The 21,156-nt window shown below is 41.9% G+C and carries 19 protein-coding genes; 7 read left to right on the top strand and 12 right to left on the bottom strand.

All coding sequences use genetic code 11. The features are described from left to right. Positions 1-97 precede the first annotated feature (97 nt). Positions 98-2,599 carry a zinc-dependent metalloprotease gene (locus VM932_RS13610; protein WP_326279323.1) on the bottom strand — a complete coding sequence of 834 codons (2,502 nt, stop codon included), beginning with the start codon at positions 2,597-2,599 and terminating at the stop codon, positions 98-100. A 266-nt stretch (positions 2,600-2,865) separates the two neighbouring features. On the opposite strand from VM932_RS13610, the gene VM932_RS13615 reads away from it, so the two are divergent. Next, positions 2,866-3,588 carry a hypothetical protein gene (locus tag VM932_RS13615; protein ID WP_326279325.1) on the top strand — a complete coding sequence of 241 codons (723 nt, stop codon included), beginning with the start codon at positions 2,866-2,868 and terminating at the stop codon, positions 3,586-3,588. A gap of 445 nt (positions 3,589-4,033) precedes the next feature. Here VM932_RS13615 and VM932_RS13620 read toward each other — a convergent pair whose 3' ends face one another. The 7 genes from VM932_RS13620 to VM932_RS13650 form a co-directional block, all read right to left on the bottom strand. After that, the gene (locus tag VM932_RS13620; protein WP_326279326.1) at positions 4,034-5,464 is read right to left on the bottom strand and encodes an SLC13 family permease; all 1,431 of its coding nucleotides are present in this window, start codon (positions 5,462-5,464) and stop codon (positions 4,034-4,036) included. A gap of 207 nt (positions 5,465-5,671) precedes the next feature. Beyond that, entirely contained in the window at positions 5,672-7,288 is a 1,617-nt protein-coding gene (locus tag VM932_RS13625) for a TonB-dependent receptor (protein WP_326279328.1), read from the bottom strand. After that, positions 7,289-7,615: a TonB-dependent receptor plug domain-containing protein gene (locus tag VM932_RS13630; RefSeq protein ID WP_326279329.1), complete on the bottom strand. Its 327-nt coding sequence runs from the start codon at positions 7,613-7,615 to the stop codon at positions 7,289-7,291. Continuing rightward, positions 7,579-8,106, bottom strand: a complete 528-nt coding sequence (locus VM932_RS13635) for a carboxypeptidase-like regulatory domain-containing protein (protein ID WP_326279331.1) — start codon at positions 8,104-8,106, stop codon at positions 7,579-7,581. The genes VM932_RS13630 and VM932_RS13635 overlap by 37 nt, the downstream gene beginning before the upstream one ends. A gap of 159 nt (positions 8,107-8,265) precedes the next feature. Continuing rightward, the gene (gene lysS / locus VM932_RS13640; protein WP_326279333.1) at positions 8,266-9,957 is read right to left on the bottom strand and encodes a lysine--tRNA ligase; all 1,692 of its coding nucleotides are present in this window, start codon (positions 9,955-9,957) and stop codon (positions 8,266-8,268) included. A gap of 65 nt (positions 9,958-10,022) precedes the next feature. Beyond that, positions 10,023-10,565: a thioredoxin family protein gene (locus tag VM932_RS13645; protein ID WP_326279334.1), complete on the bottom strand. Its 543-nt coding sequence runs from the start codon at positions 10,563-10,565 to the stop codon at positions 10,023-10,025. A gap of 100 nt (positions 10,566-10,665) precedes the next feature. After that, positions 10,666-11,709, bottom strand: coding sequence for a response regulator transcription factor (locus tag VM932_RS13650; RefSeq protein WP_326279336.1), 1,044 nt, complete (start codon positions 11,707-11,709; stop codon positions 10,666-10,668). 93 nt (positions 11,710-11,802) lie between these two features. Here VM932_RS13650 and VM932_RS13655 point away from each other — a divergent pair, with 93 nt between their 5' ends. The 6 genes from VM932_RS13655 to VM932_RS13680 all read left to right on the top strand — a co-directional run bounded on the left by VM932_RS13655 (position 11,803) and on the right by VM932_RS13680 (position 15,792). Next, positions 11,803-11,958 (top strand): YqaE/Pmp3 family membrane protein, encoded by a 156-nt coding sequence (locus VM932_RS13655; RefSeq protein ID WP_014032109.1) that lies wholly within the window; start codon positions 11,803-11,805, stop codon positions 11,956-11,958. A 7-nt stretch (positions 11,959-11,965) separates the two neighbouring features. Continuing rightward, entirely contained in the window at positions 11,966-12,703 is a 738-nt protein-coding gene (locus VM932_RS13660) for a hypothetical protein (RefSeq protein WP_326279338.1), read from the top strand. 32 nt (positions 12,704-12,735) lie between these two features. Then, the gene (lipB, locus tag VM932_RS13665) at positions 12,736-13,452 is read left to right on the top strand and encodes a lipoyl(octanoyl) transferase LipB (protein WP_326279339.1); all 717 of its coding nucleotides are present in this window, start codon (positions 12,736-12,738) and stop codon (positions 13,450-13,452) included. A 121-nt stretch (positions 13,453-13,573) separates the two neighbouring features. After that, entirely contained in the window at positions 13,574-14,308 is a 735-nt protein-coding gene (locus VM932_RS13670) for a helix-turn-helix domain-containing protein (RefSeq protein WP_326279340.1), read from the top strand. Positions 14,309-14,380: 72 nt separating this feature from the next. After that, positions 14,381-14,914 (top strand): dihydrofolate reductase family protein, encoded by a 534-nt coding sequence (locus tag VM932_RS13675; protein WP_326279342.1) that lies wholly within the window; start codon positions 14,381-14,383, stop codon positions 14,912-14,914. A 194-nt stretch (positions 14,915-15,108) separates the two neighbouring features. After that, complete coding sequence (locus VM932_RS13680; RefSeq protein WP_326279344.1) at positions 15,109-15,792, top strand: hypothetical protein; 684 nt, start codon at positions 15,109-15,111, stop codon at positions 15,790-15,792. 51 nt (positions 15,793-15,843) lie between these two features. On the opposite strand, the gene VM932_RS13685 is transcribed toward VM932_RS13680, so the two are convergent. The 4 genes from VM932_RS13685 to rnhB form a co-directional block, all read right to left on the bottom strand. Next, complete coding sequence (locus VM932_RS13685; protein ID WP_326279345.1) at positions 15,844-16,536, bottom strand: TapB family protein; 693 nt, start codon at positions 16,534-16,536, stop codon at positions 15,844-15,846. Positions 16,537-16,542: 6 nt separating this feature from the next. Continuing rightward, positions 16,543-17,859, bottom strand: a complete 1,317-nt coding sequence (locus tag VM932_RS13690; RefSeq protein ID WP_326279347.1) for an OmpA family protein — start codon at positions 17,857-17,859, stop codon at positions 16,543-16,545. A gap of 124 nt (positions 17,860-17,983) precedes the next feature. Then, positions 17,984-20,440 (bottom strand): ribonuclease HII, encoded by a 2,457-nt coding sequence (locus tag VM932_RS13695; RefSeq protein ID WP_326279348.1) that lies wholly within the window; start codon positions 20,438-20,440, stop codon positions 17,984-17,986. 29 nt (positions 20,441-20,469) lie between these two features. Continuing rightward, positions 20,470-21,066, bottom strand: a complete 597-nt coding sequence (gene rnhB / locus VM932_RS13700; RefSeq protein ID WP_326279349.1) for a ribonuclease HII — start codon at positions 21,064-21,066, stop codon at positions 20,470-20,472. Positions 21,067-21,156 lie beyond the last annotated feature (90 nt).

A 21,156-nucleotide genomic window follows, 5' to 3' on the forward strand; every position in this document is an offset into this window, starting at 1 on the left:
ACGGCTATGTTTGGATGTGTATGGGAAAAAAAACAAGGTGTAGCCGATTCGTTTATCGGCTACACCTTTACAATTTGTACTTATCTAAAAAAAGTATCTATCTAGTAGGCTCCAATATAAGGTCTATACGTTCCAAGGCATCTTGCAAATGGTATCGGCTCATGGTATCGGAAATCCGGGCAAGGCCACCTCTAATATCTCTTTTGAGATTATTGAGCTCGGCACGTGCCACCGAACGAATATCGGATTGGCTTGTATTGATGGGCGTGGATTTTCTATAACCGCCAAAATCAGGCAATTTATCTTGATCATCCGCTGTCATCAAATATTCCAAACGATCAATATGTGCTTTTTGAAGGTTTCTTCTATAAGTATCTATTGTTTTGCCACTTCGGGTCTCGGACCAGATGCCCCTGCGGAGGTCGCGCATCATTTCTACTAAACCATACGCATCATCACCGTTCAAGGTCTCATTTTCTATAATTCGTGCCAATTTGCCCAATTGCAGCATGGTGTTCAAGTAGCGTTCTTGCATGGAACGGATACGCTCCACAGACCCCGAATATTGAATTTTGTTGAAAATATCCTGGTCAATCAACCACTCAGGAGTCTCGAACAACTGTTCCTGCATAAAGGCCATACAATTTTTTTGATGCGCTTTGTTCACATGGGTATAAACGGCACCTTCTTGATCAGCGGTTTTGTGATACTCGTAAACACCTCCAATGTTGTTGGAAACGTGCCCCATGTATCTTTGGAACTGTGCGGTCACATGTCCGTACATGGTTTCCAGGTCATCATAGTTTTCACCGTCCTCGGTAGTCCAATCGATTAATTTGGGAACAATACGCTTTAGGTTTTCAATGCCGTACAAGCTTGCTTTAATGGCATCGTCCCCTAAATCTTCGGTTTGGGAGCTTGGATCGTGAATGTCGCCCACTTGTTGGTGACCAAAACGGTACATGGGATCTCCGGCATGTTCCAAGATCCAATCGTTTAAAATGGGTTTTTCTTCCTTTGCGGTTTTGTCCAAAATAGGTTTGTACCCCCATTTGATGGCATATTTATCGTAAATGCCGATGTTTGGCATCAAAGCTACACCTTCGTCACCGGGTTGTGCCACATAGTTGAAACGGGCATAATCCATAATGGATGGAGCCGTACCATATTTTTGGGTGAAACTGGCCGAACGCAAAGAATCTACGGGATAAGCTACACTACTTCCCATGTTGTGTGGCAATCCAAGAGTGTGCCCCACTTCGTGGGATGATACAAAGCGTATCAAGCGGCCCATAATCTCCTCTTCGAACTGTGTTTTTTGTGCATCGGGATTAATGGCGGCAGTCTGTACAAAATACCAACCGCGAAGCAAGCTCATTACATTGTGGTACCAGTTAATGTCGGATTCCAAAATTTCACCGCTCCTTGGATCGCTCACGTGCGGACCGTTGGCATTTGGGATAGGGGAGGCCAAATAACGTACCACCGAATATCTAACATCCTCTGGGGACCATTCCGGGTCTTCCTCTGGAGAAGGCGGGTCCTTTGCGATAATGGCGTTTTTAAAGCCTGCTTCCTCAAATGCAACTTGCCAATCCTCAATTCCTTGTTTTATATAGGGCACCCATTCTTTGGGAGTTGCACGGTCCACATAATAAACAATGGGTTTTTTGGGTTCTACCAATTCGCCGGCCTTGAATTTTTCAATGTCCTCATCTTTGACCTCAAGTCTCCAACGATCCAAGTAGGTCACGGTTTTGCTTTCTTGGGCATCCAATCCGTAATCTACCTGCCCTCTGGCGAACCAACCGACACGTTGATCAAAATAACGACGCTTCATGGGTTCTTTGGGCAATAGGATCATGGAGTTGTTGATTTCCAAAGAAATGGATCCCAAGCTGGAATTGCTTGGCGGGTCACTGGACAAATATGTTTTTACATGGCGTGCCTCAATGTTCAAGGGATAACTTTTGATGGATTCGATATAGCTTCGGTCCCCATCCATACGGGTAACTTTAAATCTTTTTCTGTAACCATCGGGAAAACCAAGGGCTTTTACGTCCTTGGTGAACAAAGGGTCTATTTCTATTACCGTTGCAGGGTTCAAGGAATCTTTTTTGTTGATGGCCTTGATGTCAAAAGAAAAGAGCACGGGCTCAAAGTTGGAGTTGACCACCGCTTCGTGGACAGGCAATGAATCCGCAGCCACATTTTCGTAAGAAGCTACACGCACCAATACTTTTTTGTCCTTTTTTTGCCAACGCAGCACTTGTGTGTTGATTTTTCCCCCACCAAAACCAATTCCTGTGGCCGTTTTGGAGATTCGGCTCACCATGAGCATTTCACGATTGAACAAGGAATCGGGGATTTCGTAATAATGTTTGTCATCTACGGTGTGTACGCTAAAAAGGCCTTTATCCGTTTTTGCACCTTTGGTAATTACCTTGTCATAAGGTTTAATATCGTCCGATTTGGACTTGTCGTCCTTTTTTTGCTCGGTGTCCTTCTTTTTCTTTTTGAAAAGTTGGGCCTCCGTGGTTTGGAGGGTTCCCAGAAGAATAACAACTAAAATTAGTCGAGGTAGTAAATTTTTGATCATTATAGGTTTGTTTGAATAACTAAGAAGATTCAAAGAACCTAAAATTCGTGAGAACTAACTGTTAAATAAATATTAACGGTCGTTTTTTTAACGGAATGCCCCAACCTTTGGGAGTCCTTCCTTTTACTGATGGTTTGAGCTGTATTGCCCCGTATTGCTGGGCTCAAGGGGTGTTTAATTTTTGTGAAAAATTCCTAAATACTGTAACATTTTGCAACTAGGACAGTCTTATAGGCATAACATCAATCATAAAATTCAATCAAAAAATGAACAAGTTATTATTAATTTATGGTAGTGTATTATTAAGTAGTACCGCCATAGCCAACGATCAGCAAAATACCAAGGTTGTCGAGGTGCAATCCGAGACTTCAGGTAGTTTAGAAACCAGTTTAACCACATTGAACATTAGTGCTGAGTTAAACGATTCAACTTCAGAGATGGCAGGTTACGCCTTGTATGAATTGAATTTGAACGAAATAGTTTATTTAGAGGAAGAGCCAGAGGTTGATCTGGGTTTTGATACGGCAGATTATCTTCCCGAGGGCTTCGACCCACACAAAAACTATTTTGATTTGAATTCCATCATATACTTCGAGAACAAAGTTGAACCCGCGCTAGGTTTTGATACCCAAAAGTACTTGCCGGAAAATTTTGATCCCTACACAGATGTGGTGGATGTACATGCTATCAATTACATGGAGGAAGAGGACATGGATTTAGGTTTTGATACCAAAGATTATTTGCCTGAAGGTTTTTCTCCTTATGAAGTATATGTGGATTTAAAGTCAATTCCTTATGTAGAGGAAGAAACGGAGCTTGTACTGGGCGTAAACAGCAAGTATCTTTTGCCACAAGGTTTCGATCCTTACACCGATGTAATTGCAGTCACTTCCGTTAACTACATGGAAGACGAAGAAATAGATTTGGGTTTCGATACCTCTAAGTATCTCCCAGAAGATTTTGATCCATACTCAGGGTCAATACAGTAAAATGTTCATCATTTTACGAATTATTTGAGTTAGCTATAAAAACCCCTCGAACGAGGGGTTTTTTGTTTGGTGGCATATTCTTGTTAATGAAAGCTTATAAATGTCTGGTTAACAAAAAAATAACATCATCTTTTTAGACGGAATTATTTTTAGTAAAACGATTTTAAGAATGCAGATTATTCAGCCTTTTATGGGTTTTACTAAAATTTTTGCATCCTTTTTGGATAAACGCACAACAAAGAATCATTTAAGGGGTTTAACTGTTGCGTTAACAAAAAACTAATTACAATAAAATTCACAAAAAAGGGTTGTAACTTTGTACCTAGCAAAGAGTTACGTTCCACTTGTGCAAAAGTGGGTAGCGTTGATTAAGTTAGTTTCTTACATTTTTTTGAGTTAGTTAGTTTGTGAAAATGCCCTTCCGCCCGGAGGGGCATTTTTTAGTTTAGAACAATAGCGGAATCACAAACTGGAACACCAAAATAAGCAAGACTACTGCAATCAGGTTGAGCAATACACCAACACGTGCCATCTGTGGAATTTTAACATAGCCACTCGCAAAAACAATGGCATTGGGCGGTGTGGCCATGGGAAGCATAAAAGCACAGCTACTGGCAATGGTTACAGGAATCAATAAATGCAACATCGGAATATCCAGACCAATGGCTATACCCGCTACCACAGGAGCCAGAACGGCCACCAAGGCTACGTTGCTCATCAACTCGGTCATAAACAACATTAGAAAAATCAAAAGGGCAGCGGTGAACAAAATACTTATTTCGCTTTGGGCAATGCCATTGGCAACCAAATCCACAATACCACTAGCGGACATGCCTTGGGCCAGGGCCAGTCCCCCACCGAACAAAATCAATATGCCCCATGCCAGTCTGGAAGTATCTTTCCATACAATGATAAAATCACCTTTTTTGATGTTGTAGGGTATGGCGAAAAGTGCAATGGCTGCAAAAATACTGATCATGGTGTCGGTAAGTCCCAATTGGGGAAGAATGCCATTGATCAAGGTTCTAAAAATCCATAGAAAGACTGTTACGCCAAAAATAACCAGCACCATTTTTTCCTTACCGGAAGTCGGGCCAAGTTTTTTCAGTTCAGCATGTATTACTTCCTTGGAAGCATTGAATTTTAGGTCACGGTTGGGGAACATCCATTTTACCAATACCAAATAACAAATCCCGACCATGATGATGGAAAATGGCAAACCTATCGTCATCCACTTTAAAAATGAAATCTCTGTGTTGTATTCATTCTCCAACAGTCCTATCAATACAGAGTTTGGCGGCGTACCGATCACTGTGGCGATTCCTCCTGCATTTGCGGAAAAGGCGATTCCCAGCATGACACTCAGGGCAAAATTTTGATCGTTTTTTGTGAAACCATCGGCATCACTGATCAATAAATTAATAACAGAAATTGCAATAGGGAGCATCACCACGGTACTGGCCGTATTACTGATCCACATGCTCAAGGTGGCCGTTGCAATCATGAAACCTAAAATTACCTTGTTGGGGGTTGTACCGGTCAATCTGATAATATTTAGGGCTATTCGCTTATGAAGATTGACCTTTTCCAGTGCCAACGCCATTACAAATCCTCCAAAAAAGAGGAATACAATGGGGCTGCCATAATTGGCTCCTACCTCTGCAATGGGCAACACCTTTAAAATAGGCAAAAGAAGTAAAGGAAGCAGCGCGGTCACGGAAATGGAGACCGCTTCGGTAATCCACCAAATCAGCATCCAGGCAGCTACAGAAATTACAGGGTCGCCTTTTTCCGACACAAGCTCAAAAGGCAGAAAGTTTAAAATAAGAAAAGCAACCGGTCCTAGGACCAGCCCAATTTTTTTGCTTAGTTCCATTGGGGTTCTAAGCTAGGATTTTTTGTTAAAAGATAAAAATATTAAAGAAGCAAAAAAAAGTTGCTCTCTGTCAATTCGAGCGCAGTCGAGAATTTATTGACTACTACTGATAATCAAAAGGTTTCGACTGCGTTCAACCTGACAAAATTCAAGCTTCATTGTTTTTTGGTCACCTCTACTTCAAGACAGTTAAATTAAAGATTGTCTCTATTTTATCTTGAAGGTCAACCTTCCAAAAACATAACGTCCGTTGGTTCCAAATTGAACGGACCTTCTGGAGTAGATAAACCGTCTGTCCGATCTAAAGGCAGGGTCGTTCTTGTCGGGATACACATCTAGCAGGTTGTTTGTTCCCAAAGTGAACCTTGTGCTGTTTGAAATATTATAACCTATGGAAAGGTCAGTGATTACTTTAGCGCCAAACCTATAATCAATGGAAGGGTCATTTTCGTTGGTGGCTTCCCTTACTTCGCCAAAGTAGCCGTTCCTCAAAAAGAAATTCCAGTTGTCGCCCACTTTTATGTTGTGCGAAAGGTTTCCTTTGGTAGTTGGCACGGCAGATTCCAAATGAATTCTACTGGTAGGGTCAAAATAGGTATCGCTCAAGCCCGCATCGGCAATGGCTTTAGGAACTTCAACCTTTTCCAAACTTGTTTCAGAAAACGTAAAGGCCAACGTATTGGTCAAGGAAACCCCATCCGAAATGTTTGCTTTGTGGTCAACCACAAAATCCAGCCCCATTGTTTGGGTATCCAACGAGTTTGTAAAGAAAGCTGCCTGGGTGGCGTTGGCCTGTTGAAACAAATTGGCCAGTTCTACATTGCCATTATCACCAAATAGGCCCGTTAGGATGACCCTATCATCAATATTGATAAGATATCCGTCCAAAGTAAATTTAAGGTTGGCGTTGGGAACTCTTGCCGTAAAACAAGCTGTGGCCCCAATGGAAGTTTCTTCCTTGAGCGATTCAATGCCCAAAGTATTGTACTGCGTATAAGAAATTTCTTCACCCGCGACAATGCCGTAGTTTTCCACGCGATGCTCGGCACCAAAGGCAATGTTCAAGCCTACCATGGTGTCTTCATAAAAACGGTTCATATCAAAATTGGTGGTGTTCTCGCTATAGTTGAACCCACCTGAATCTGCTTCGAACGGGATGGAGTTGCCCATGGATGCATTGTTGGAGTTGGTAACGTAGTACAAAAACTCATTTTTGCCATAGGAATTGCTGAAATCCACGTTCCAATCGCCCAACATTCCTTTAATACCAAAGGCGGCCGATTGGTCCATGATGTTGGAATTGATTTCTGGTAAAAAACCATTGGGATAGGCCGGGGAATAGGTTCTGGATTGATTGGGCAAACGATAAAAACCAGCGACCTTACCATTTTTAAAGCTCAACCCTACAAAACCGTAGAGCTCCAGATTTTCGTCCAATGGAATGGAAAGGTTGGCGAAAAACTGAGAGCCCCTCACTTTGGATTGCCCTACCTGCAGGTTAAAGTCGCTGCGCTGTAACCCTCTAGCCAGTAACTCAGATTCTGTAACATCTTCACTCAAGATTCCTTGCAGCTCTTCTTTGGTTTCATCACCATTTGAAGCAATTCCAGCTGTGCCTGCATATTGAAAAATATCCGTTAGGTCATCATCTAAAAGAAGTGATGTGTCATAGTTGTCGGCAACAGCAACCCTTTCAACTGAATTATGACCATTAAAAATAGAACCTTCCCACTCTTGCATACGGTTGGTTGAACCTCTATGGTTAAAATTCCCCGTAAAATTGATGAATCCACCGTTTTTTCCAATGGATAGGCCAAAATCCAATCAGAGGCTTAGCTTTTCTCCATCCACATTTTTGTCCGGGCCGTGTTCGCTGGTAAAGTTGGCTCCCGTATTAACATCCACGTGCAATTCGTTCACGGTGTTTTTTAGCACAATATTGGTGACCCCTGCAATGGCATCGGAGCCATACTGGGCGGCAGCACCATCCCGTAAAATTTCTATTCTTGCAATGGAGTTGGATGGAATAGTGGTCATGTCGGTGCCCACGCTACCACGACCAAAAGCCCCGTTTACGTTTACGGGTCCTGTTTTGTGCCTTCTTTTACCGTTGATTAGAACCAAAACCTGATCGGGCCCAAGTCCGCGCAATGAGGCTGGGGCAATGTGATCGGTACCATCGGAAATGGATTGCGGATTGGAACTGAATGATGGCGCGCATAGTTCAGAATTTCAGTAACGGTGACCTGCGGAGTGGATTGTGTCAATTCGGTGAAATCCAAAACATCTACGGGAACTGGGGTGTCCGTTGCCGTTCTGTTGGCATTACGGGAACCAACCACTACCACATTCTCCAGTTCGAGCCCTGCTTGTAGTGTAATGTCCAAGGTACTTCCGGTTACGATTGCTTCTTGGGCTTTGAAGCCGATGTACGAAAACACTAGAATGTCACCTGTACTTGCTTCAATGGTGTAATTGCCGTCAAAATCGGTGACGGCTCCCGTTGTGGTGCCCTTTACTTGGACCGAAGCTCCCGGCAAAGGTACATTTTGGTCGTTGTAAACGGTTCCGGTTACCTCTTGTGCCCTGCCAATAAACGATACCAACAGCACAAAAAGGAATGTTAGTTTCATTCTTTTCATACAAGTAGATTTTAGTAAGATTATTGGGGGTAGCTGCTGGAAATTTTCCTCAAAAAAGAGAAAAACGATGGAAAGATAGGATTTTTTTAAAAATGAAAACCCCTGAACTTGATCTAAGGTTCAGGGGTTTGCGTATGATTGGGATGGAACTTTCTCGGATTAACCCGTATACTTCACAAGTAGGGCGTCTTCCGTTTTTTCTACTTTGATAAGTCCATGTTTTGTAAGGCTTTTGGTGCTCTTGTCCCATTTTTTACCGCTCAGACCAGCTTTTGCTTTAAGGTCGGCCAATGGCATTTCGTCTTGTGGCTTAAGAATGTCCATGATTGTTTTTTCCTCTTCGGTAAGCTCAACCTGTTTTTTCTCTGGTCGCATTTGCGGGAAGAACAACACTTCTTGAATGGATGAGTTGTTGGTCATCAACATCACCAAGCGGTCAATACCGATTCCAATGCCCGAAGTAGGAGGCATACCATATTCCAAAGCACGCAAGAAATCTTGGTCTATGAACATGGCCTCATCATCTCCTTTTTCGGAGAGCTTGAGTTGTTCTTCAAAACGTTCGCGCTGATCAATGGGGTCGTTGAGCTCCGAGTAGGCATTGGCCAATTCCTTTCCGTTTACCATCAACTCAAAACGCTCCGTAAGCCTTGGATTGGTACGGTGCTCTTTGGTCAGCGGGCTCATTTCCTTCGGATAATCTATAATAAAGGTGGGCTGAATGTAGTGGTGCTCACATTTTTCGCCAAAAATCTCATCGATCAATTTACCTATACCCATGGTCTCATCCACTTCAATATCCAATTTCTTGGCTACTTCACGAAGTTCATCCTCTTCCATTCCAGCTACATCGTAACCGGTATGGATTTTAATGGCTTCCAAAATAGGAACCCTTGGGTAAGGGGCTTTAAATTCAATTTCGTGATCGCCCACTTTTACTTTGGAGCTTCCGGTAGCATCAATAGCTACTTTCTCCAACAGCTTTTCGGTGGTATCCATCATCCAGTTGTAGTCTTTGTAGGCCACATAGAGTTCCATTACGGTAAACTCTGGATTGTGGGTGCGGTCCATCCCTTCATTACGGAAATCTTTTGAGAATTCATAAACACCATCGAATCCGCCCACAATCAATCGCTTCAAATAAAGCTCGTTGGCAATCCGCAGGTACAACGGAATGTTCAACGCATTGTGATGCGTTAAAAAAGGACGGGCCGCCGCACCCCCCGGAATGGGTTGCAAAATGGGGGTTTCCACTTCCAAATATCCTTTTTTGTTGTAAAACTCCCGTATGCTGTTGGTGATTTTTGTTCTTTTGATGAAAGTGTCCTTTACGTGGGGGTTCACAACCAAATCCACGTACCGCTGACGGTAACGCAATTCGGGGTCGTTGAAGGCATCGTACACTTTTCCCTCATCATCTACCTTTGGTAGCGGCAATGGTTTTAAACTCTTGCTCAAAAGCGAGAAGTTCTTCACCATCACGGTTTTTTCTCCTACTTGCGTAGTGAAAAGCTCTCCCTCTATACCGATGATGTCCCCGATGTCCAACAATTTTTTGTACACATCGTTGTACAAGGTTTTGTCGTCATCCGGACAGATTTCATCGCGGTTAAAATAGACTTGGATACGGCCCTCGCTGTCCTGTAATTCGGCAAAAGAGGCTTTTCCTTGGATCCTGCGTGACATCAATCTACCGGAAATTACTACTTTCTTTCCTTCTTCAAAATCATTCTTGATGCTCTTGGAAGTGGCATCAACAGGATATAATGCTGCGGGATATGGGTCGATGCCCATTTCCCTGAGTTTGGTCAATTTTTCCCTTCGAACGATCTCTTGTTCCGATAGTTGCATAGTCTGTAAAAAATTTAAAGCGCAAAATTACACTTTTGTGATTTAAATCCTTGCCTTGGCCAAACTTAATATGCATAATTGGGCGCATAGTCTTTTTTAAATACAATTTGGGCCATATCTTCCTCCAAAGTTTCCAAAGGACTTTCCACAATTCGGTTGACTTCTTTTCCATCTTTAAAGAATATGATGGTGGGTACTTTTATAATGTTCAACCCCTTTTCTTCTCCGGTCGGACTGGTTTTGTAGTGCCCCTTGCGGTAATCCAAAGCGATGATTTCCAATTGCTCCATGGGAAAATCTGCCGCTTCCAATATTTTGATGAATCTGGGACTTTCCCGCTTACTATCGCCACACCAGGTTCCCAAAAAGAGCTTGATGTCGTATTCCGCTAGCTGTTCTTTGAAAAGTGCAACCATGGTTTCGTCGGGATGATAGCTGTTGTACCTGTTTTGAAACCAGTTGTTGTGAGGTCGGGATTGTAATCCTTCCAAATTGATTTGCCCAACCAAAAACTTCAATCCATTTTCGGAGGTGATTTCCTTGTTGAATTCTTGTGCCGAAACACAGAAGATGCCTAGCATAAGCAATGCGGGTAAAACTTGTTTCATGATTTTATGTGATTTATGGTTAGGTGGCCAAATTCACTAAAATCAATTGTTGAGAGAACTTTTACGCGTTGGAAATCGGGACTAGTCCGGGGGTTGAAATTTATTTTTTGAAGCGAACAACCATCTCTTCGCGGGAGGAAATGCCCAGCTTTTTGTACAGGTTGTTGATGTGTGTTTTTATAGTACTGACGCTTACAAAAAGTTCAGAAGCAATCTCTTTGTTGGTCTTGTTTTCCAGCATCAGGTTGGTGATTTTTTGCTCCTGTAGGGTTAGTTTTTCAAGTAGCTGGGAGGTGTTGTCCTTTTTCTTTCTTCCTAGGAAAAACACAACATTGCCCAAAACGGAAACAGCCAAAAGGGCAATTATGGTGCGGTTCCATTTGGATGATTTTGTACGATTGAAACTGGCCAACTCTTTGTCGGTAGTGATTTCGGTCCTGTATTGTTGCGTGAATTCTGCCTCGGGGTAGGTGCTGGTCAATCTTTCGGACAAGTTTTCGTAATAATCATTGTTCGTAAGGTCTTCGAGATAAAACCTAAAGGTTTCGTTTCTTTTGTCGGATATAAAATCATAAATGTAAAGCTCGGCCAAAGGTTCGTTGGTCTGCCGTCCAAAGCTGTGCAAGTTTTTAAACCATTTAACCAAGTTCAATTTTTTGTTGGTCTTGCTGGGGTAGTCCACAAAATCGTAGGCCATCTGACCTTTTAGGTTTTCTATTTCCAATAACAGTCCCGAATTGGGGTTTGTGGAAGAAATAGTGCAGAGGGATTGATCTTCAAAAGAAGTAGGGAACTTGAGCGTATCTTTATTGTTGGCTATAAAAAGCACATTTTTGCTGTTGTTGCACTTACCCAAAAAGTGATTGGTGCCCGTGTTGTCCGAACAACCATCCAAATGAATGCGATAAATTCGGTTTTGTTCGTTGAGATTATTTCCTTCAAAATAAAAATGGCCCAAGGAATCCACTTTTGTCTTTTGAACGATTTGGTCGAGGTACACTCGGGAAGATTTACGGTAATCCTCTACCAATGACAAGTAAATGGCATTACCAGTATTTTCCCTGGAAACTTCTCCAGAAAAACGGTATTGCCCCCAAAGGGCAGATGAGTTTATCACTAATATGATAAGGACAAAAAACCGCATTTAATATCCGATTCGGGCTAAAAATAGTGGTTTTTATGTAACAAAAGTGTTATTTTAACTACTTATAGGTATCATCAATCAAAATCAAAAAAAATGAGTTTCTGGAGAGTTTTGTTGGCCATATTGTTTCCGCCTTTGTCAGTTATCGGAAAGGGTTGTGGCTCTATTCTTATTGTATTACTTTTAACCCTTTGTGGATGGGTTCCGGGTGTAATAGGAGCCCTGGTTATTTTAAACAACACTAACTAAATATCTTATGAAAAAAATCCAAATCTTGTTGATGGCAATGGGGGTTGCCCTGACCTATTCGTGCAATTTTACGGAGGAAATCCATCTGAAAGAAGATGGTTCGGGAAAGTTGTCCATCAATTTTGATGGGTCCGAACTTATGCAAATGGCTGGCGAAGAAATGGCCAAGACCAACGAAAAGCCAGTAGATTCCATTATTTCCTTTAGAGAATTGTTGAAAGATAAAAAAGACAGTATTGCCCAACTGCCACCAGAGGAACAGGCCAAATTGAAAAAATTGGAACCGTTTAACATGCGAATGGTGATGGACCCCGAGAAAAGTGTGATGATGTTCGACCTTTTCAGCGATTTTAAGGATGTAAGCGAAATGAACGATGCTTTCAGCACCTTTCAAGACGCTAGTGCGATAGGCGGCAATACCAATCCGCAGCAAGAGAAGATAAAACCTGCCGATCAGGCAACGGAGGTGAATTACTCATTCAAGAAAAATACATTTACCCGAACTTCCAAAATTGTAGACCAAGAGCTGTTCCAACAGCAATTGGACAGTCTGCAAGGTGCCGAAATGTTCCTGTCGGGCTCTACCTATACGCTTAAATATCATTTTCCGAAAAAGGTGAAATCCACTACAGTGGAAGAGGCCACCTTTAGTGCCGATGGAAAGACGTTAATCTACGAAGTAAACTTTTTGGATTTGATGAAAGACCCCTCGGTTTTGGATCTTGAGGTGGAACTGGAGAAATAGTTTACCATTATAATGCTTTGTATCTTTGTGGCATGAATAAGAAAGTTGCCCTTCAAGATCTAGGATGTAAGGATTACAAGGAAACTTGGGATTACCAAGAAACGCTGTTCAAGGATATTATGGACACCAAGATACGCAACCGACGGGAGGATGGAGGCCTTGAAACCCCAAACCATTTTTTGTTTGTGGAACACCCGCATGTTTACACTTTAGGGAAAAGTGGCGACATCAACAATTTATTGGTGGATGAAAAAGTTTTGGAAGCCAAAGGGGCCACGTTTTATAAGATCAACCGAGGCGGGGACATTACTTATCATGGTCCGGGGCAAGTGGTTGGCTATCCTATTTTGGATTTGGACAATTTCTTCACGGACATTCACAAATACCTTCGTTTTTTGGAAGAAATGGTTATTCTCACCTTGGCCGAATATGGACTAAAGGGGGAGCGCTCCGAAGGGGAAACCGGTGTTTGGCTGGATGTGGGCACTCCCTTTGCTCGAAAAATTTGCGCCATGGGCGTGCGCGCGAGCCGTTGGGTGACCATGCACGGCTTTGCTCTGAACGTAAATACCGACCTTGGTTATTTTGATATGATGATTCCCTGTGGCATCAAGGACAAAGCGGTGACTTCTCTTAACGTGGAACTGGGCCAGAAGGAATTGGATATGGAGGAAGTAAAAGAGAAATTGCTGAAGCATTTTACTGATCTTTTTGAGGCGGAGATGTTTAAGGAAAGAGCTGGGGTTTAGGGTTTTGTGTCTTCACGCTTTTTGACTTTATTGCTGGGTTCGGTGATCTATGAGCGTCATTCAATTGAAAATGACCATATTTTTAGTGTCGATTTTCAATGAGAAACGGTATCCAATAAAAATGAAGTACACAGAAAAAAAACCACATAAAGAATTGGAACCATTTATCCATTCCTATTGGGAACTGAATGGAAGCGAGCTGGATAGTCAATGGGAGCGAAATTTTCCAGATGGTTGCGGAGGCTTGGTAATGAACTTGGGGGAAACCTGTTTGACGGATAATGGATTGGTTTCAATGGAATTTGGAAAAACCTATGTTGTCGGTACAATGACTTCTTTTAAAGATAGTTTTATCAACAGCCAGACACATTTGATAGGAGTTTGCCTCAAGCCAGGGGCGTTTTCAAACTTTTATAATTATGCACCTCAGCATGAACTGATTGACAGCACCATTGAGTTTGAGAAATCAAATTCATTCAATGTGGACAAGGTCCTTGAAGGTTCCTTTGGTTACCTAAACCGATTTTTTACCGATAGAACAAAAAGCGGAAATAACCAATTGCAAACAGTACTGGAAGATATCCATAAGACAAACGGACAATTGAGTATTTACGAGCTTTCCAAAAAAAATTGTTTGACCATAAGACAATTGGAACGAAGTTTTAAGGCACAAATAGGGCTTTCGCCAAAGAAATATTCAAATATTGTCCGTTTTCAAAATACTTTGAATATTATCAAAAACTCAAGTAAGGATAGGAGTCTGCTTGATATTGCTTTTGAATGTGGCTATTATGACCATTCGCATCTAGCCCATGAAATCAAACAAAATACAGGACTTTCTCCATCGCAACTGTAAATTGTCGCATTTTTACAAAGTGTTATTGGTTGAATCAAAACAATTTTGCAAAGACATAAAAGTTTGACTCAAATGCGAAAAATTTCACTTTTCATCGCGGTAAGTTTGGACGGCTACATCGCAAAACCCAATGACGATCTCAGTTTCTTGAAACTTGTTGAAAAGGAAGGGGAAGACTACGGATATGCAAAATTCACGGAGACAATAGACACGTTGATTGTTGGCAGAAAAACGTATGATTATGTGCTCAAGGAAATCGGTTCGTCACATTACGACAATGGGCAAAGGGATGTTTATGTCATTACCAGGACCCAAAGACCAATCGTGGGCAGGACAACTTTTTACAATGGAAACTTGACCGATTTGGTCGCCAAACTAAAATCGGAAAAAGGGAAAAACATTTATTGTGACGGTGGTGCCGAAGTAATAAATGAACTCTTAAAAAATGACTTGGTCGATGAGTTTATCATTTCAGTTGTTCCGGTATTATTGGGCAATGGTACACGATTGTTCAAAAACGGACGACCCGAACAACTACTTGAATTTGTATCTGTAAAAACATTTGATACAGGATTGGTAAAGGTATACTACAAGAGAAATAAATAACGACCGCCAACATTGTTGCCCCAGTGGTCAGCGCAAACCTCTAGATTCGTACCGAATAGAAGTAATAAAAGGTTCTACAAATATTTCTTACCTTACTACGTGCACATTTTGGCCACAGGTGGGTTTTAAACCGTGAAATAAATTTCAGTTTAGGGGGTTCCCGTCATGTCGCCGATAACTAAATTCAATATACCATGAAACAAATTCTCATAACCATTGCAATAGCAGGAGTCCTGGTTTCCTGCAAGAATACCAGCGAAAACAAAAAAGATGCAGACGACTCAGCTGTTGTGGAAACCGTTGAGAATAGCACAGATCAAGTTGAAACCAACTATGTTCCAATTGACTCTGACGAAGCCTTGATCGCAGCATCATTAATGGCCGCACCAGAGGCAAGCAGAGATGGGTGCACAATCATTGGGTATAATATGGCCGGTGACTTTGTAACACTTCGGGAAGGAGGTAACGAATTCATTGTCCTTGCGGATGACCCTAAAAAATCGGGATTCAATGCAGCCTGCTATCACAAAAGCCTTGAACCTTTTATGGCAAGAGGCCGAGAATTACGAGCTGAGGGAAAAACAGGACCCGAAATCTTTGATATTAGAGAGGAAGAAGCAAAATCGGGCAAACTGGATATGGGAAAACCGGGATCCACCCTACATATTTATTATGGAGAAAGTGATTTGTACAACCCCAAAACAAATGAGGTTGAAGGAGCGCAATACCGTTATGTGGTCTATTTGCCATTTGCTACCGCCGAATCCACGGGACTACCTGAAAAACCCGTGGGCCCAAATCATCCTTGGATCATGAACCCCGGAACGCACAGGGCCCACATTATGATTTCGCCTTTACCCGATAAAAATAAGAATTGATTTAATATTAAAACCGAGGCTCGCACCTCGGTTTTTTTATAAAGCAATGACCTATTTACTGTACTGGGTCAATACCATGCTGCCTGTTAACTTTCCTTTTTTGTTGTACGATTCTTGTTTTACCATGCCAACCCCTTTAGCAAACCATGTGCGGGAAGGAAAGGTTTGGTTGGCCATCATCATTTTGGTCTTGGTTTCGCTATAGATTACATAGCAGTCAAAAGTACCGGCCGGAGTGGTCACGCTTTCTTGCTTTTCCACTTTGCGGTTGATGGTCTCTACATTGGTGTTCATGTTGATTGCTCCGCCCATTTTCATTTTAAGCTCCATATTGGCATCGGGCAACTCTTGTCCCACGGAAAGATTGTTGGGCAATTCCACATCGGTGCCCGACATATCCATTTCAACATCGCCCATTTGGCTGAGCATTTGGTCGTTCATCAAAGATTTAAAATCAATTTTCACCACATCTCCGTCGCAAGCAATCTCATAATCCGAAGTATAGGTGTTCCCTTTTCTGTCCACCATTTCCATCATCATGGTGGCGCTTACATTGTCGCCACTGCTTTCCACATTGGTGACTGTGTAGTTGATTTGTCCATCCTCTTTCCCCTTTTTGTTATAATTGGTGTATTGAAGGTTGGCCCCATCAACCAGCGGATAGTATGTGCTGCAAGTGGATTGTGCCTGTGATATGGGTGCTGCTAATGCGGCAAGTACTAGTAATAGAAAATACCGTTTCATGTTTTATTAAAGTTTAATGAATTCAACTCGTCGGTTTTGTGCTTTGCCTTGTGAGGTGCCATTGTCGGCAACAGGTTCCGCTTCTCCTTTTCCTTCGGAGTTCAATCGGTTCTCGGAAATCCCATAAACGGATACCAGCGCTTTTTTAACGGCCTCGGCCCTGTCTTTGGAGAGTTTCATGTTGCTTTCGTCCGAACCATCGGAATCGGTATGTCCCACAATGTTGAGGCTCATAGCGGAATCTTGATTTAACACTTGGGAGATTTGGCGGATTATACCCATGGATTGTGGTAAAATATCCGCCGAGCCGGAGTTGAAACGTATGCCGTTGGTGGAGATTTTTCCTTCGGCCATGAGTTTTCTGCGTAAATCAACCCCACCTTCTGCAATTTTCAGGTTGCTGATCAATACTTGTTCCTGTCTCTTTTGTTTGTCGATACCGTTCACATAAAACTTTACATAGTTGATCAATTCTGGTTTTACGATGAATTGGGGAAGATCGGCAACCTTTATCTCGTTTAGCCAAAGACGGTATCTATTCTTGTTTACGGCTATGGACACATGGACCACATCTTTGTAAACCTCTCGTAAGTCTTGTTGTAAAGTGTTCTGTATGGGAACTGGATCTCCCTTAAAATTGTTGTCCACTCTTACTCCGATCGCTATGTATTGGCAAAAGTTTAGGTTGGCCAATACATTGTTTTCGTTAGTGGTAAGTCCCGAGGTTTCGGAAAAATAGATGCCCAATTTGGCACCAGAACCCGTATTTCTGCTTAAGTTGACCACTTTAAGGTCAAACTCCATAGTAAAATCCTCGGGAAGGGTGGTGCCCAAATTGGGCACGGTAATACTTCTACTGGCCACGGAATACCATTTGCCAGGTATTGAGCCAATGGTGACCACTTCCCCGGAACCGTTGGTATTCCATTTGGAGGGAAAATCACCGATAAACTCATCGTTGAAGTCATCAAAGAACAAAGGCTTGTCACCCGGTACAAAATCAAATTTACTGTAGACTTCAATAGTTTTTGGACTGCCCGCTACTGGACGGGTTGAGGTACTGTTTTCGGTATTGGTACCCGTTGGGTTTCCATTTTCCGAAGGGGCTCCCGGAGCTTGTTGCCCTCCAGAACCCGGCTCCAAGATACTGTCGAATGCTTGGTCGGTTTTTTTAGAGGTTTCCCTTTCTACTCTTCTTTCAACTGTGCGTTCAGCTGCCTTTTCCGCTTTTTTGGCCAATTTTTTAAAGAACTGAGCCTCTCCGCTGGTGCCCAGCAATAGGGCAAAGGACAAACAGTAGAATAGTTTGTTTGAGGTTTTCATTTAAAAGTGTTTTTTAGTTTGTTGATAAAGCAATACTGTCCAAACTACTCAAATAAAACCCTCTTTCAGACTAAAAATGTATGTTTCGTAACAATTATTGTACAGGTTGCAATAACAAAGCAAACTAGTTTATTTTGTATACGATCAGGGAGTTTTCCTGATCTTTGGCCACCAATTCCAGTCTTCTGTCATTGTCCATATCGGTAAGGTCGATCAACGAGCTGCCAAATACGGGGAAATTTGGGATGGGTTTCGCTTGGCTATCGTACAAATAGATCTGATGGTTCTGTATATCGGTAACCCCTACATATATTTTATCGTAGATGTAAAAGATTTTAGGTTTGGAGTATACGCCCAGTTCCAATTCTACTTTCTTTCCTTTAATACTGAGAATATTGTCATCCATAAAAACCAAGGTATTGCTTGTGGCATAAAACCCGTGATCGGGATTTAGGTTAAAATTGGTAGCTGTCAATTTTCCGTTCGTATCAATTTGATGCAGCACACCAGTTTTGTTGGTTACCGAGAACTTGTTTTTATACAGGAATACTTCATTGCTGGAAAAATCTATCTTTTCAGGTACCTTGATCCGGTCGCTTCCCACCCGGTGTAAAATTCTGAGGGTACTGTTGTCCTGTTTAAATACCAAGTAATCCTTGTTGCCTACCCTAAAATGTTTGGGAGCATCCAAAATATTGCTAGGAGCATCGGTAAAGGTAAATCCGCGAACTATCTTGCCCTGATTGTTGTACATATATACTTTTTGGCCTTGGGTGACCACAAAGCGGTAATTTCGACTGCCATCATAATCAAAAACGGCCAATGGGTTCAGGTTGCCGCCTTCAAAATCAATAGTAAAAGGAGGAACTTCGTCGCCATTGCGGTCCAAAATCAAAAATTGGTCGTTTGTGGTGAAGGCGAGCTGTAGTTTTCCGTTTTTGTAAATGTCAACTTGTTGTATTTCGCCTTGGATTCTGCCGTCCAACTGTTTGGTCCAAAGTACTTTTCCATCGGTAGAGATGAGATAGAGGACATTGTTTTGGTCCTGTACCACAATTTCCTGTTGTTTGGTCCTGTGGTTTTTTACAAACTGGGGGTCTGTGGCCAAATCGGTGTTCAACTCCAAAGTAAATAGGGGGGACACTGTGTTTCTTTCCTGGTTCTTTTCAATTTTTGATACCAACAGATTGAAATGCCCAAAACCATTGTCCATTACCATTTGTGATGCAAAAACCTGCTCCTTAAAATCCTTGTCTTTGACGTCCTCGAATACCTCTGTGGAAAGCTCCTGTTCGGCAAAAAAATCAATTCCCGTTGCATTGGAAACAAAAAGCATGCTGGATTCGCTCGCCAAGGATGCCTTTGCTGTTTTAAAACCTTGGTCACCGTCAAAAGAAGAAGCACTTTTATGATTGCTGATGATGGTCTGTAGTGCTTCTTTCTGTTCCGAAAAAATAAAGCTGTTCTCCAAGATCGTGCAAAAATTGGATTCAAAATCTTTGACCAAGGGCGTAAAACCTTCTTCAACAATATTTGAGTCTTCGAGCTCTATAATTTCACTGCCCTGGTAGTCCTGAGAAGCCGTTTTTTTACTTTCCAAATAATCATACAAACTTTCGGTGCCATAAGATTTTAAAAGGACGACCTTTTCCTTGTTCAAATAGATTATCCCAACTTCTTCAATGGTATTAAATAGGGAATCTGTTTTCTTCGCTCTGTCCAAATAAGTGTTCTGGTTGTTGGCGAACACTTGGTAATCGTCAAAAGTATAGGATAGTATGGCCTGTGCGGTTAATGGTGCATAGGAAGGTGTTTTGTTGGCCAAGGGAGATGTGCCCTTGAATAAATTGATGAAATTTTTTGTAGAATCGGGAGCCATGGCTACGCCACTCAAATTAACTTCGTCGGAATTTGCTGTAAAATCCAAAGAAATCCAAGAAGAAAATGGATTGTCCATGGTTTTATCCTGCTCTTTTAGCGCTAACAAAGATGTATTGCCACTAGGGTTGATAAATATAGTGGCCGACTTATCGAGCGAACTTGCCTGATAAAGTTTTTTCAGCGTAGGGTCCGCAGGTGTGTTTTCACTAACTCTGATGAGGTTTTCCATCAGCATCATGGAGGAACTCAATAAGATGTCGTCGTTTTTCCGTAGACTATAGACTTCTAGACCATCAAGATTGTATTTGGAGACTTTGGTTTCTTCGTAGGTCAATGTTTCCACTGTTTTGTTGGACACGCTGTCTACATTAAAAATGCCGGAATCATTTTTGGTGGCCAAAATATAGTCGTGGTTGTCCTTGCCTACTTCGTAAAGTGCGAGCACACAGGTTTTGTCGGTAGAAAGATGTTCCAGTCCCTTAATTTTATCGGCAACCTTTTTTATGTTGGAAAAACCCTCAATACTTTTAAGGTTGGAGTTGTTTTTGAGCTCGCTCTTAAAATTGGTCAGGTTGGTAATCTTTAAAACGAGCGAAGGGTTGGGCGGTAAATGTTCCAAAAGGGAGTCTTTGGTCTTTACCTCTTTTGTACAGGAAGCAATAAATATGGGCAGCAAACAAAAAAACGCCTTTGATCTCATTCTTGAAGTTTGACACAAAGTTAGGATTTTTAAATATCCAGAGTCAATTGTTCGGGCAGTTGCCTAAAGCTTTTTCTGTGATATTTGGTAATGCCGTATTTTTTGATAGCCTCTCTGTGTTCCTTGGTCGGGTATCCCTTGTTCTTTTTCCAGTTGTACATGGGGAATTCTTCATGGATTTTGGCCATATACTCGTCTCTGTATGTTTTTGCCAGTACAGAGGCAGCGGCGATGCTCATGTATTTGCCATCTCCTTTAATTATGCATTCGTGGTCTATGTTGGGGTAGGGTCTAAAACGGTTGCCATCCACTATTAAAAATGAAGGCAAAGGTTCCAATTTGTCTATGGCGTGGTGCATGGCCAAGAAAGAGGCGTTTAAAATGTTGATTTCATCGATCTCATCTTGGAAAACGTGACAAACAGAGAAAGAAACCGCTTCTTTTTCCAAAATTGGTCTCAACATGTTCCGTTTGACTTCGGAAAGCTGTTTGGAATCATTTAATATGTCATTATTGAAGTTTTTTGGCAATGTAATCGCTGCTGCAGTAACGGGACCAGCTAAACAGCCTCTCCCAGCTTCATCGGTTCCAGCTTCAAAGAAAGAACGGTAACATGGTTTTAACATACTTCTTGAAAATTTAACAAATGGTTTCTGCAGAAAAACATAATTACCAATAAAAAGTTAAAAAAAATCCTACATACCCAGTAAACAAGG

It is taken from the genome of Flagellimonas halotolerans (assembly GCF_035818535.1).
GTDB lineage: Bacteria > Bacteroidota > Bacteroidia > Flavobacteriales > Flavobacteriaceae > Flagellimonas > Flagellimonas halotolerans.

What these genes read in the sequence shown, in the direction of transcription:
- VM932_RS13610 (WP_326279323.1), bottom strand. Translation starts at nt 2,599, where the DNA reads ATGATCAAAAATTTACTACCTCGACTAATTTTAGTTGTTATTCTTCTG.
- VM932_RS13615 (WP_326279325.1), top strand. Translation starts at nt 2,866, where the DNA reads ATGAACAAGTTATTATTAATTTATGGTAGTGTATTATTAAGTAGTACC.
- VM932_RS13620 (WP_326279326.1), bottom strand. Translation starts at nt 5,464, where the DNA reads ATGGAACTAAGCAAAAAAATTGGGCTGGTCCTAGGACCGGTTGCTTTT.
- VM932_RS13635 (WP_326279331.1), bottom strand. Translation starts at nt 8,106, where the DNA reads ATGAAAAGAATGAAACTAACATTCCTTTTTGTGCTGTTGGTATCGTTT.
- lysS (WP_326279333.1), bottom strand. Translation starts at nt 9,957, where the DNA reads ATGCAACTATCGGAACAAGAGATCGTTCGAAGGGAAAAATTGACCAAA.
- VM932_RS13645 (WP_326279334.1), bottom strand. Translation starts at nt 10,565, where the DNA reads ATGAAACAAGTTTTACCCGCATTGCTTATGCTAGGCATCTTCTGTGTT.
- VM932_RS13650 (WP_326279336.1), bottom strand. Translation starts at nt 11,709, where the DNA reads ATGCGGTTTTTTGTCCTTATCATATTAGTGATAAACTCATCTGCCCTT.
- VM932_RS13655 (WP_014032109.1), top strand. Translation starts at nt 11,803, where the DNA reads ATGAGTTTCTGGAGAGTTTTGTTGGCCATATTGTTTCCGCCTTTGTCA.
- VM932_RS13660 (WP_326279338.1), top strand. Translation starts at nt 11,966, where the DNA reads ATGAAAAAAATCCAAATCTTGTTGATGGCAATGGGGGTTGCCCTGACC.
- lipB (WP_326279339.1), top strand. Translation starts at nt 12,736, where the DNA reads ATGAATAAGAAAGTTGCCCTTCAAGATCTAGGATGTAAGGATTACAAG.
- VM932_RS13670 (WP_326279340.1), top strand. Translation starts at nt 13,574, where the DNA reads ATGAAGTACACAGAAAAAAAACCACATAAAGAATTGGAACCATTTATC.
- VM932_RS13675 (WP_326279342.1), top strand. Translation starts at nt 14,381, where the DNA reads ATGCGAAAAATTTCACTTTTCATCGCGGTAAGTTTGGACGGCTACATC.
- VM932_RS13680 (WP_326279344.1), top strand. Translation starts at nt 15,109, where the DNA reads ATGAAACAAATTCTCATAACCATTGCAATAGCAGGAGTCCTGGTTTCC.
- VM932_RS13685 (WP_326279345.1), bottom strand. Translation starts at nt 16,536, where the DNA reads ATGAAACGGTATTTTCTATTACTAGTACTTGCCGCATTAGCAGCACCC.
- VM932_RS13690 (WP_326279347.1), bottom strand. Translation starts at nt 17,859, where the DNA reads ATGAAAACCTCAAACAAACTATTCTACTGTTTGTCCTTTGCCCTATTG.
- VM932_RS13695 (WP_326279348.1), bottom strand. Translation starts at nt 20,440, where the DNA reads ATGAGATCAAAGGCGTTTTTTTGTTTGCTGCCCATATTTATTGCTTCC.
- rnhB (WP_326279349.1), bottom strand. Translation starts at nt 21,066, where the DNA reads ATGTTAAAACCATGTTACCGTTCTTTCTTTGAAGCTGGAACCGATGAA.